This window comes from Metamycoplasma buccale, assembly GCF_046774455.1.
GTDB classification, from domain to species: Bacteria; Bacillota_I; Bacilli_A; order Mycoplasmatales; family Metamycoplasmataceae; genus Metamycoplasma; species Metamycoplasma buccale.
Map to the genome: position 1 here is coordinate 106,383 of NZ_CP177249.1, position 13,576 is coordinate 119,958.

At 25.9% G+C, this 13,576-nt stretch carries 6 protein-coding genes; 3 read left to right on the forward strand and 3 right to left on the reverse strand.

What is annotated here, in order from left to right; genetic code table 4:
* A complete protein-coding gene (locus ACLFP3_RS00470) occupies positions 1-1,614 on the forward strand; it encodes a hypothetical protein (protein ID WP_412031639.1) in 1,614 nt (537 codons plus the stop codon).
* A gap of 261 nt (positions 1,615-1,875) precedes the next feature.
* On the opposite strand, the gene ACLFP3_RS00475 is transcribed toward ACLFP3_RS00470, so the two are convergent.
* The 3 genes from ACLFP3_RS00475 to mutM all read right to left on the reverse strand — a co-directional run bounded on the left by ACLFP3_RS00475 (position 1,876) and on the right by mutM (position 12,588).
* On the reverse strand, positions 1,876-11,163 hold the full coding sequence (locus ACLFP3_RS00475) for a hypothetical protein (RefSeq protein ID WP_412031640.1): 9,288 nt from the start codon (positions 11,161-11,163) through the stop codon (positions 1,876-1,878).
* Positions 11,164-11,504: 341 nt separating this feature from the next.
* Complete coding sequence (locus tag ACLFP3_RS00480) at positions 11,505-11,753, reverse strand: DNA mismatch repair protein MutS (protein ID WP_412031641.1); 249 nt, start codon at positions 11,751-11,753, stop codon at positions 11,505-11,507.
* Positions 11,754-11,763: 10 nt separating this feature from the next.
* Complete coding sequence (mutM, locus tag ACLFP3_RS00485; RefSeq protein ID WP_412031642.1) at positions 11,764-12,588, reverse strand: DNA-formamidopyrimidine glycosylase; 825 nt, start codon at positions 12,586-12,588, stop codon at positions 11,764-11,766.
* 32 nt (positions 12,589-12,620) lie between these two features.
* Here mutM and ACLFP3_RS00490 point away from each other — a divergent pair, with 32 nt between their 5' ends.
* Together ACLFP3_RS00490 and ACLFP3_RS00495 are read left to right on the forward strand one after the other, a co-directional pair.
* The gene (locus tag ACLFP3_RS00490) at positions 12,621-13,088 is read left to right on the forward strand and encodes an L-threonylcarbamoyladenylate synthase (protein WP_412031643.1); all 468 of its coding nucleotides are present in this window, start codon (positions 12,621-12,623) and stop codon (positions 13,086-13,088) included.
* 8 nt (positions 13,089-13,096) lie between these two features.
* Positions 13,097-13,567, forward strand: a complete 471-nt coding sequence (locus ACLFP3_RS00495) for an RpiB/LacA/LacB family sugar-phosphate isomerase (RefSeq protein ID WP_412031644.1) — start codon at positions 13,097-13,099, stop codon at positions 13,565-13,567.
* Positions 13,568-13,576 lie beyond the last annotated feature (9 nt).

Here is a 13,576-nt window from a genome sequence, read left to right on the forward strand (position 1 = left end):
ATGAAGAGACGAATTTGAAAAATTATTTTATTTTCAATTCCTTTTTTAATTGTTATTGTAATTTTTGCTATTCTTGCTTCAATTAAAATAAATAATGGCTATCAAGCCAGTATATATAATTATGAATCTTACTTATCACCTAAAGTAGTTAAAAAAATTAAACAATATTATAACTATAAAGAATTTAAAGAAGTAAATGAGTTTAGTCAAGCTTTGTATGCCGAAAGAACAATTGCTGGTATTGGTAGTGATTTTCAAGCTGCTCAATTAATTATTGATAACAAAATTAAAAAAATTAATTTTGAATTAATATTCGGTAAAGGGGCTAATGAATGAGAAAAAAGAAAACTGCTTTATCGATCTTCTATAGTTAAACACATGGAAAAATTTGATAATTTAATTTATGAAACTATCAAAAATAAAAATCATCCGACTGCTCGAATTTTAAGCGAAAAAGATAAAACTTATGATGTAAATGGTGATGGTATTCCTGACCATTTTTATGAATATATTTTGCCATATTATTCACAAGACAAAGGGGTTGCACTATCTTTGGATAAGAAAAATCGCCCTCACTTAGATAAAATTGAAAATACACTAAAAGACTTAAAAAATAAAGATTTTAAATTAACTTGAGAAGAACTAATAAGATTACTAAGAAAGCATAACTACCAAAGATTTGGTTGAACTAATGCATATTATGACAACCTTATGATAGGTTCTAGCTATCAAGGCAACAAACCTTATAATATTTTTAACGAAAAAAATTATAAACAAGCAATAGATGCATTTGTTAAGTTTGTTAATGAAGTTGGAGGCCACAATATAAAAAATACTGAATATAATTATTTCAGTAACGATGGTCTTGAATTGTTAAATCATTTAATAGAACCCAAAGAAAAAAGATCTGACGCAGCAGTTTTATATAATGGAGATGCCTTGGATGCCTACTATTCAAAAGATAATTTTTCTTTAGTTAAAAATGGCTCAATAAAATTTATTCGTCCCAAAGATAATTACATGTTAATGGATGGATGGATTCTTTCAAAAAGATTAGACAATAAGGAAACAGAAAGATTTTTAAATTTACTTAAACAAACCATTTACTCGCAAAGTTCAATTAAAAATATTTCAAACCAACTTAGAAATTTAGAAAATAATTTCTTTTCTCAATTTAAAAAATATTTATCAAAAAAAATTATTGATGACGAAAAAGAATTTGTAAAAATAAGAAGCAAGCAACTAGGATATGATCAAACTATTTCACTTAAAAAAATTAATGAATTTCTTTCAGCTCTAAATGAAAATAATTTTTACAAAATTTTGAAACTAAGAAATAGTGATTTACATTATTTTAGTAGACACTTTGATAAAATATTTGAAGAAAATCTAATTGATGAAATTATTAATTTTAACTATATTTCATATACTCCTACAGACAATTTAATGTATAAATTTTTTGAAAAATGATATTTTTCTGGAGATAAAGTAGCTCTAGAAATATATAAGCAAAGAGAAAGTTATGGCAATTATAATTTAAGCACCTATCCAATTATCGATAATAATTTACGAACTAAAATAGCTACTTACTATTATGAAGTTACTAAATCATAGTTTTTGAAATTTTAAATAATATTTTAATTTTTAATGTAAATTATTTTTATTAAAGGATTTAATACTTTAAAATAAACGTTTTAAAAATATAGAATGTAGTGTTTCTTTGCTTTATAAAATATGAAGTTAAAATATCATGAGAAAATGAGAAGACCAAATTTTTGTGAAAAAACAAAAAGAGCAAAACTATCAATTGTTTTGCTCTTTTCAATTTATTAGCAATTTTTTTATTTAATTTTATATATAATAAAAATCCAAAAATTATTTTCAATCAGTTTGCTCATATTTTCTTTTGATAGATTCCTCGGTAATTTCTTTACCTAATAATTGAATATTTGGATCTTGGTGATTCCGCATTCTAATGCCAAAATCTAATACAATCTTCTTTAATATATTAACCTCATTTTTAAGTCATTCGAATTTTTCTACTGCTAACTGATAATCTAATATTCGTCCCAATACTTTTATAGGTATGCTATAATTTTTATTTTTATATTTTAATATTACAGCAAGAATATCTAATTTCAGTTGTTCATTTTTTGTTGCATATTTTTCAAGACTAGTTTCTACATTTTCTAAAAATTTAATTAATCCTAAAGCTTCATTATTTTCATCGGTTTTTATATTTCAATTAAGCAAACCAAAAGCATAATGGCAAGCTTCCAAAAGTTTTGACATATCTACTTCCTCATTATAATTAACAGAGATATTCTCAATTTTGTAATTTCCATCAATAGTTTTGCCAGTAATAACATTTTTGGTTGCACTATAAGAATATTTAAATTTTCCTTCACCATTAATATATTTTGCAGAAACAATATCTTTGTTTTCAATATTAAATAATGATTTAAAGGCATCTATCTCATTACCACTAGAATTTACACGATCTTTTCAAAATAACGGCATATACCCGCCATACTGAGATGAAAAAGATCCTCATTTGTTATAATTAAAGTCACGTGCCGTTAAATTAAATTGTTTTTCGGGTAAATCTTTTTTAAATCCAGTGATTTTATATTCAAACTCTTTACTAATATCTGGAAACTTCTTAGATTTTATAGTTACTTTTAAAGTTAATTCACCAGTATGGTCATTAGGACTTGTGTGAGTTACTTGATATTCAAATTGATCTTTTAATTCAGTTTTTAAAGTAATATCACTTTGGTGATTCTTATCAACATCAGAGGCCAATCTATCTTTATTTTCAACATCAAAATCAGGGTTATAATATCTAACATATCCATCATGAACATTTCTTAATGATTCGGTGATATCCAATGTTTGCACTTCTTCAAAATATGAATTTGAAAATGATTCTGACTTATAGCTATCAGCTGCTGGAATATTTTCTCTTGTTATTTTGTATCTAAAAGTAATTTGATTACTTGATTCATTATAATTTAAATCATATATTTCAAAAGTTTCATCTTTTAAAATGCCTTTATTATTATCTCAATCAGCAAATGCCTTTAGTGTTTTATAATAATCCCCATAACTCTTATTATAAATATCCTTGTAAACTTCCTCTGTGGTATATTTAGAAGAATATTTTGCACGTAAGTTTCTTATTTTATATGGTTCATACTTTTTAAAATCATCAAAGGTATAATCAACATATGCTTTTATTTTTGGGTTTTTCTTTAAAGTAAAAGTAAATCTTGCATATACTTTTCCGGTGTTGTCATTTGCCTTGTGTTCAGTTTTAATTTTATAATCAGAGCTTGGATGATTTGTAACTGTATAATTAAAACCTTGTACAAATGTTGAAGGAAGTCATTTTTTACGATCAGGCTCAACTCCTATTTTCACAACATGTTTAGCATAAATATTTGCATCAATTTCTAGTATTTTTTCTTCAGCTTTAGAAATTTCTAAACCAATTTCAGTAACGACTTTTTGATATGAATTGTTTTTTGCTTCATTTTTTAATTGTTCAAGTTTATTTTTTACCTGTTCAAGTTCTTGTTTAGCTTTGTCTAACTCTTCTTTTTGAGCACTTTGAATTGCTTCATCTGCTTTTTTAATTGCTTGAGTAAGTTCTTGTTTTAAGAGTGCTAAATCATTGTTTAATTTTTCAATTAATTCTCTTAATTTTTCTTTTGCTTCTTGTAATTTTCTTTCCAATCCTTCAATAAGAAATATCAATTCATTTTGCTTATCAATAATTTCTGGATATTTTAATTCATTACGTTGGTTAATAAAATCTTTAGCATCTTTTATCTGTTTAGTTAGATAAGTAATTGCTCCTTCCAATATTCCAATAGTATTAGATTGATCAAGACTACTACCAGCAATTTCAAGGTTTGTTTTTAATTGTTGAATTTTTTGTAATAATTCATTAATTTTTCTAGCACGATTTTGATTATTTAAAGTTTCATATTTTTTAACAATATCTTTTACTTGTTCTTTAGTTTTAGCATTGTCTATTTCATTAAATGCGGCATTTTTTTCATCAATATTTAAATCAGTAAAGTTGTTATTAACTAGATTTTTGGCGCCTTGTTTTATTGCCTCAAGTTCTTCTAATCTTTGTTTTTCTTCTCTTGCTTTATCTAATTCTCTATTTGCTTCAGCTATTTTATCAATCAAGTTTTGTTTTTCAGAAGCAAGATCCGAACTATTTTCAATTTTTGATTTTAAAGCTTCAGCTTTGGGTAATAAATCTTCTAATGCTCTAATATCAATTTCTAATGAAGATGAAGTGGTATGTTCTTTTTTGACTTCACTAATAGCATCATCAAGATTACGTAGCATTTTATTAATTTCTTGCTTAATGGTTTGTTTAGCTTGTTCAAGTTTTTCTTCTAGTTTTTGTTTTAAAGTACTTAATTCATTTAATAAAGTAGTTGCTTCAGTTTGTTTAGAAGAGTAGTTTTTTTGTTCGGCTAAAGTCTTTGCTACCTCTGCTTTTGTAATAGCGATTTGTAAATCATTAAGAGCAGCTTCTAAATCAGGAATTTTCTTAGAAGCAATGGCACTATTTGCTTTATTTTCAGCAGGTGTTGCTAAATTTTTAGCTTCAGTAACTTTACTTTCTACTAATTGTTTATTAGTATTTTGAGTAGTAGTTAATGAAGTTAGAGTTGATTTAGCAGCGTCACTTTTTGTTTTTAAGGCATCAAGTTTTGCTTTAACTTCTGGTTTATTAGCTAAAGGATTTGTTTGAATTTGTGAATGTTTAGTGTTGGCATGAGTAATTGCCTTTTCTAGTAATGGCAATTTCTTATCAGATTCATCAACATTATCTTTAGCATTTTTGGCATCAGTTTCAGCCTGAGTTAATTTTTCTATTTCTTTATCAATTTCTGCTATTAATTCTTTTGCCTTTTCATCTTCAGAAATTTTTGCTAATTTATCATTAATTTCTTTAATCTTATCTTCAGCTTTTTTAATTTCTTTGGTTGCTTCAGTAATAACTTTTTGATAGTTTTTGTTTTGAGCTTCAGTTTTTACTTTTTCAAGGTCGGTTTTAGCTTCTTCTAATAAAGTTCTGGCTTCATTTAATTTTGCTTTATCATTACCAGCGGCATTAGCTTTTTCAATTGCTTTGTCTAATTTATCTTTAGCTTGAGCTAAGTCTTGTTCTAGCTTTTGTTGGCCACTATTTAGTTTATTTTGTGCTTGTTGAAGCTCGGTTTTAGCTTTTTCTATTAATGTTTTTAGATCATTAGTTTCACTTGTTATTTCATGATATTTATTTTCATAATGATTATCTAAAAAGTTTGTAGCATTTTTTAATTTAGTGGTTAAGTTAGTAATAGCGGTTTTAAGTTCTTCTAATTTAGCACTATTTCTAGCAGTTTCTGATTGAGAAGTAGCTTCTTCTAAGTCTTTTTTAAGATTTGTTATTTGATCTTTTAGTTCTTTAACTTTTTTAGCACGATTTTGATTATTTAAAGTTTCATATTTTTGAACAACTTGTTTTACTTTTTCTTTAGTTTCGGCAACATCAATTTCACTAATTGCAGCAGTTTTTTGTTCACTTGTTAAATCAGTAAATTCATTATTAATTTTATTTTTAGCTGCTTGTTTAGCTGCTTCTAATTCTGCTAAACGAGCTTTTTCTTTTTTAGCTTTTTCAAGTTCTGTATTAGCTTCAGTAAGTTTTTTGGTAAGTTGTTCTTTTTCAGTAGCAAGCTCTGAACTACTTTCTGTTTCTGGTTGTAACTTTCTAGCTTCTTCAATTAATTTTTCTAATTCTAAAATATCATCACCCAATGAAGATGAAGTGGTATGTTTTGCTTTAACTTTAGTAATAGCAGTGTCAAGATCTTCAATCAATTTTTTAACTTTTGCTTTAATTGCATTTACTCTATCTTGTTCAGTTTGTCTAGCTTTTTGTAATTCTTCTTCTACTTTGGTTTTTAATTCATTAAGTTTATTTAATAAATCATTAGCTTCAGTTTCTTTTGAAGAATAATGCTTGTTATTTGCCAAGTTTTTTGCTTTAGTAGTTTCGTCTATTGCTTTAACTAAATCTTTAAGAGCATCTTCTAAATCAGAAATTTTCTTAGATGAAATAGCATTATTAGCTTTATTTTCAGCAGGTATTGCTAAAGCTTTAGCATCATTAACTGCTTTTTCAACTAATTGTTTATTAGTATTTTGAGTAGCGGTTAATGAGTTTCATATTTCTTTAGCTTTATCACTTGTTTGTTTTAATTCGGAAAGTTTTGTTTTTACCTCTTCTTTATTAGCTAAAGAATTTCCTTGAATTTCTGAGTGTTTTTCGTTAGCTTTAGTAATTGCTTCATTTAATAAAGGTAGTTTCTTATCTAATTCATCAATATTATCTTTAACACTATTAGCTTCATTTTCAGCAGTTTTTACTTTTTCTATTTCTTTAGTAATTTCTTCAACCAATTTTTGAATTTTAGCTGCTTCATCTTGTTTAGCTGCATCTAATTTAGCCCTGGTTTCTTCAAGTTGTTTTTCTACTTTAGTTATTAAAGCTTGTGCTTCATTAATTTTTTCTTGATATTTGTTAGTTGTAGCTAAATTTTTTGCTTCTTCTGCCTTAGTTTTAGCTTCATTTAAAGTTTCAACTGCTTTAGATAATTTATCAACATCATTGTCAGGAGCTGCTTTAGCTACTTCTATTGCTTTTGTAACTGCTTCTTTAGCTTCTCTAACTTTATTATTAGTTGCATTAGTTTTTGTAGTTAATTCTTGGCTTTTTGTTGAATTAGTTTGTTCTGAATCTTTAATTAATTTGTCTAAAAATTCTAATAAAGTTTTTAATTCAGGAATTTTCTTATTAATTTCTACATTATGAATGTTATAAACTTGATCTCTTGCTTTAGTAATTTCAGTATGAAGTTTAGGAAGGTTTTCATTTAATTCATCAACTCCAGTTAATGTTTTAACATCGTTATTTATTTGTTTTAATGAATTTATAGTATCTTCAAGTGCTTTTTTAACTTCGGCAATCCTTTTGGTTTCTTTTTCTTGTTCATCTGCTAATTTATCAGTGATTTCTTTTAATTTTTTGTCTACTTCTTTAGATTTTTCATCAGCTTCTTTAGATTTTTCATCATAGTGATTTTTATCTGCTTCTTGTTTTGCTTTTTCTAAATCTTTTTTGGCGTCCTCTAGATCTTTTTTGGCGTCCTCTAGATCTTTTTTAGCTTTATCTAAATCATCTTTTTTAGGTGGATCTTGTTTTAAGGCATCATCGGCTTTTTTAATAGCTTCATCGGCTTTTTTCTTAGCGTCATCTACTTGTTTATCGATTTTCTCAGTTTTTTCTTTATTTTCTTTTTCTAAATCTTTTTTAGTTTGTTTTGCAGTTTTTAATGTTTCTTTTAATTTATTTAATTTTTCTTTTAATGAAGAAACACTATTATTTTCAGGTTTATCATATTGATTTACAATGCCTTCAGTAGTTGTTATGGTTGCTTGTAAAGTGGTCAATGCTTCAGTTAGCTTGGTAACATTATCTTTATTATCAGTAACATTTTTTATTGCTTGATCTAAGGATGTTTGCGCTTGATCTAGTGCTTTGGCTACTGCTTTAATACGATTCTTTTCAGCATTTAATTTATTGTCTACTTCAGTAATCTTGCTTGATAAATCTTCTTCAAATTTAATTACTTTATTAGTTTCTATTTGATAACCTTTTGGTGAAATTTCATTTTTTAATGCAGTTGCTTTATTTTTAATTTCTTTTAATTTATCTAAAGCACTTTGTAAATCAGTTTCTTTATTAGAAGTAATAGCATCATTGGCTTTTTTAAGAGCATCATTAGTTTCTGTTTCTAAATTTTTAACTTTATTTTCAATTTCTTGTTTTGCTTTAGCTAAATTAGTTTTTTCAGTTTCATATGTTGAAGTAACAGAATCTAATTTTTGCTTAAATTCTGTATATTCAGGGTCAGTTTTAGTTTGGTCATTATTATCAGTAATTTTTTTGTCTAAGGTATTTGCTAAATCAAGTTGTGCTTTAACTTTATCTAATGATTCTTGTTTTTGATCAATTAAAGTTTGTTTTTGATAATCTTTTAAAGCATCTTCTAAATTTTTAGTTGCAGTTTTTAATTCTTGTTTTAAAGCTGCTATTCTTTGATTTTCTTGTTCTTCTGCACTCTTTAAAGCTGCTAATTTTTGGTTAGCTTCAACTAGTTTTTGATTAATTTTAGTTTTTAATTCAGTTGCTTTTTGTTTTAATTCATTATATTCAATATTAGTTGCTTCAGTTTCACTTGCTTCAGCTTTATTTAAAGTTGCTTTTAAATCATTAATAGCACTTTGAACTTCAGTAATAGTATTGTGATGATCATCATATTTTTTAATAGCTTCATTAGCTAAACGTTCTGCTTCATCGTAATTTTCTTGAGCTACTTTTCTTTCATTTTCAATTTTAGTTTTACGTTCTTCTAATGATGCTTTTTTAGTGTTTGCTTCAGTTAGTTTAGCTTTAAGATTATTAAATTCGGCTTGATATTTACTTTGATTTGCTTCAGTATCATTTTTTACTTTTGTAGCAATAGTAATTTCATCAGTAATGCTACTTAATGATTGTTGAATTTTTTCTAAATTATGTTCAAAACCTAAAGCAGTAGTTGCTTTTTGAATTTCAGTTTCTAATTTATTAGTTGCATCAGTAATTTTCTTCTTGATTGCTTCAAGATTTTTGGTTTCAACTTCACCAATTTTTTTGCTTAATTCTTTTTGTTCTTCTTTAGCTTTCTTAATTAAATTTTCTAATTCTTTAGATACTTCTGGTAATTTAGCTTCATCTGCTAATTTTTTGGCTGCTTCAGCTTTAGTAATTGCTTTATCTAATTTTTCTTTAGCTTTATTTAGCTTATCTAAATCTTCAGTTTTCTTAGCTTCTTCAACTTCTTTTAAGGCTTCATTAAGTTCTTGTTTAGCTTGATTAGCGGCTTTTTTGGCTTCGTTTTCTTTATTTTCAATTTCAGCTAGTTTATTTTTAGCGTCATCTACTTTAGTTTTTGCTTCAATAATTTTATTTTTTAAATTTTCAGATTCAGTTTTTAATTTAGGTTCATCTTTAGTTAAATTATGTAAGTCATTAGCTTTAGTAATCTCGCTTTCAAGTTCACTAATGGCTTTATTGATTTTAGCTTTATCATCACTTTTTAATGCTTCTTCTAAAGCTTTTTCTTTTTTAGTCAATTCTTCAATTTGTTTGGTAATTTTTTCTTTATTTTCTTCTATTTCTTTAGCTTTTTGTTCAGCTTTTGCTTTTTGATTTGTAATTTTAGTAATTCAAGAATCAACTTCTGATTTTTTATCTTGACATTTTTTAGCAAGTTCAGTTTCATTTTTATTAGTTGCTTCAGTTTGAACTTTATCTAACTCATTTTTTGAGTCAGTTAATTTTGCTAAAATATCAGTTAATTTTGCTACATCATCACTATTTTCATTAGTTTTAGCTTCACTAAGAGCATTATCAGCCTTTTGTAAAGCTTCATTTACTTTAGCTTCAAGCTCTGAATGAGCTTTTCTAAGATCTTCTAATCTTTTTTGTGAAGCTTGTTGTTCAGCTTTTGCTTTAGCAATTTCATCTTCTAAAGCTTGAATTTCATTTGCAAGACTAGTTTTGGAATTATCGTTTTTGACTTCATTTAATAATGTTTCAGAGTTTTCAATTTCTTTAGCTAAAGTTTCAAGGCTTTTTTCTAAAAGTTCTATTTTTAATGCATCTTTTACTTTTTTAGTATTTTCTTTTAAAGCGTCTATTTGCTTATTAATTTTTTCTTTTAATAAATTAACTCGATTTTCTTCAGCTTGTTTTCTAGCTTTAGTTTCTTCTAAGATTCTTTTAGCTTCGGCTACTTTTAATTTAAGTTCATCACTTTCTTTAGTTAGTGAAGCTTTTTCTAGTTTTTCAATTAAGTCATTAGCTTCTTTAATTTTTGTTTCTAAATTAGTAATAGCATTATTTAATTCTTCTAAAGTGTTAACTTTTTTAGCTTCTTCTATTGCTTTAGTTAAGGCTTCTAATAATTGTTTAGCTTCTTCTTTTAATTTAGAAATTTCAAGTTCTTTTTCGGCTTGTTTTTTCTTAGCTTCAGTAATGGCTTTATCTAATTTCTTAATACTTTTATCAATTTTCTTAGCTACTTCTGGTAAGCCTAAAGAATCTGCTAGTTTCTTAGCAGCTTCACCTTCTTTTTTAAGTTCTTCAAGATCTTTTATTGCTTCTTTTAAAGCTTCAAGTTCAGTAGTTTTATTAGTTTTTTCTATTGCTTTATTTACTTTTTCTTCAAATCGTTTAGCATATTCTTCAAGATTTTTCTTTTGCTCTTCATCAGTTAATTTAGCTTTAAGTTCTTTTAGTCTCTTAATTTCATTTTCTGCTTTAATGATTGCTTCAGTTAAATCATTTGCTTCTTTAGTTAATTTAACTTTTGAAGCATCATCTTTTAAACCTTTAGCAATTTTACTTAAGGTTTCTAATTTACTAATAAAGCGGTCGATTTCTGAAGTAATGTTTGCTTTAGATGATTCTTCAATTGTTTCATTAATTTGTTCAATAATTTCTTTAATTTTGTTTTTTAATTTATCTTTATCATTAAGCAATCTTTGTAATTTAACTTTAGCAAGTTCTAAAGCTTTTTTGGCTTCATCAACTGATTTATCAAGTTTAGTTTTATCTTCTTGTAAAAGTTTTTGTTTATCTGGTCATTTTTCTAAATTCTTAATGCTGTCATTAACGATTTTTTCTACTGAAGCAGCTCTATTTAGATTGGTTTCTAAATCTTCAATAGTCTTTTTATAATCTTCAATGCTTAAGTTTTTCTTAGCATTTTCGGTTAGTTTGTTTAAAGCTTCGGTTAATTTTTGTAAATAAAGTCTAAGTTTTTCAAATCTTTCTTTATTTTTGTTATCTCAACTGCTTGGTTTTTGATCAATTATATCTTGTTCAGAAACACCAATATCTAAGATATTGTTAGGATTATATTCGCCATGTTTTTTTGACGATCTACTATAAATAATTCCAGTAACAATAGCTGAAGTTGCTAAAACTCCAATTGTAGTTCCTAAAATAATAGTTGTTTTCTTTTTCTTTGATGTATTCATTATTAAATAACTCCTTGAATAGAAAGACATTTTAGAAAAAAAAAAAAAAAAAAAACGCTATTTATAGCGCTCTTTTTTGATATTTTGACACTTTTTGTTACCTTAAAAGTAATAAATAATGTAAAAAATATAATTAGCAATAATTGTAATAATTAAAATCTTGTTAACTTTTAAATTAAAATTAAATATCTTTAATAAAATATCTCTGAAATTTGTGTATCTAAATAAAGAGAGGACTATAAGGGGGCTTATTTTTGCAATAATACAAACTTTAATTAATAGTAATTAAATTATAAAAACTATGCTTGAATGTTTTTAAATAATACATTCGCTAAAAGTAATTAAAATGTAGTTTTTTTATAAACTCTAATTATTGAATGATTCAAATTTAAATAGTCATATTGATAATTTTCTTTATCTAAAATTTCTACTACCCTAATTTTTAAAGCACCCGTTCCATTACCAACAATAATATCCAAATATTTTTTATAATCATCTTGCTCAAACTCAAATAAAGCAAGAGAAATTGTCGCTGTTGCTTTATTAATATCTTGGCCATGTAAATCTATTTCCTTAATCCCATCCCACATAAATACTTCTTTATTTCAATTTTTGACAAAATGGACAAAAATATGTTCCACGATTATTCACTTTTATTTTCCTAGTTTTGTTGCCACACACTTTACAAGAAGTAATATTATCACTATGAATTTGTAAAAAATTTTGATATGCACCAATTTGGCGATTTAAACTTTCATAACTAAATAATGTGGTTCCGCCTTTTTTAAAACTATCTTCCATAATAGTGTTGACAAAATTAATAATATTGGTTAATTCATCTATAGAAATGCTTTTTGCTGGAGTCGAAGGGTGAATTTTAGCTTTAAATAATGCTTCGTCTACATAGATGTTTCCAATTCCAGAGACTAGTTCTTGATCTAATAATTTTGTTTTAATAGGAGATGAAGATTTTTTAAGTTCATTAAATAAAAGTTCAACATTTATTTTTGAAGGTTCATTTGCTATTTTAGATATGGGCAATATTTTGTCATAATTATTTCAATTTCTTAAATGAAAAGTTCCAAACATACGGGAATCTAAATATTGCAATTCACTATTATCGTCAAAAACAAATTTAGCGATAATGTGTGGATTATTTGCACTAGGTTTATCAAAAAAACGATATTTTCCTTCCATTCTAAGATGTGATAAAAGTACAATATTATCTGATAGTTTGATAATAATATGTTTTCCTCTATTAGTAATTTCTTTTATTGTTTTGTTTTTTAGTTTATCAATAAATTCATTGGGCTCTAATTCTTTGAATAGTTTGCTTTTATAAATAATTAAATTCTTTATTTTTTTATTAATAATGTATTTATTTAAAGCTAAAACAACAACTTTTACTTCCGGTAATTCAGGCATATTGAAATTATTATATATGTTATAATGTTTTTATGCCTAATAAATACAATAAATTGTTTATTTCCACAACAGATACCGTTTTAGGTATTGGCGGTCCAGTAAATGATGAATGTAAAAAATTAATTTATAAAATTAAGGGCCGTGAAAAAACTAAAAAACTAATAATTTTAGTTGCTTCTATAAAACAAGCTAGAACTTTCAAAAATTGAAATTCTAAGGCAGAAGAATATGCCAAAAAATATTGACCAGGTGCAACAACATTAGTTGTTAATGATCAAGGTTTTAGAATGCCAAATCAAAAAAAGTTATTAGATTATCTTGAAAAAAATGGTCCTATATATATGTCTAGTTGCAATATATCTAATGCACCTGTATGCAAAACTTTAGATGAAGCTAAACAAATTTTTAAGGAAATAGAAAATATTTATAATTTTGGAGAAATGTCACAAGTTCCAAGTCAAATTATTAGAGTAGAAGATGGTGAAATAATAAGAAAATAGGAGAATTTATGGGAAAAAAACTAATAAAAATAACTAGTGATCATGCCGCTTTTAAAACTAAACAGGAAATGGCTCAAATATTAACTAATGAAGGATATGAAGTTGAAATCTTAGGAGCACAAAGCGATGAAATTCCATATTCATATGCAGAAGCCGGAATAGAATTTGCTAACATCTATTTAAATGATAAAGAACACGATGATATTAAATATATTGCATTATGTGGATCAGGAATAGGAATAAGCATTGCATTAAATCGCTACAAACATATAAGAGCCGCAAGAGTAACTAATGTTAATGATGCAAAACTTGCAAAATTACATAATAATGCTAATATTCTAGTTATGGGTGGAAGAATAATGACTACGGAAAATGCCATCGAAATGTTTCACGAATGAGAAAAAACTGAATTTGAAGGCGGTCGCCATATTCCAAGAATTAATAAAATTGATGAAATCGATGAAGATATAATATTATAAAAACATTAA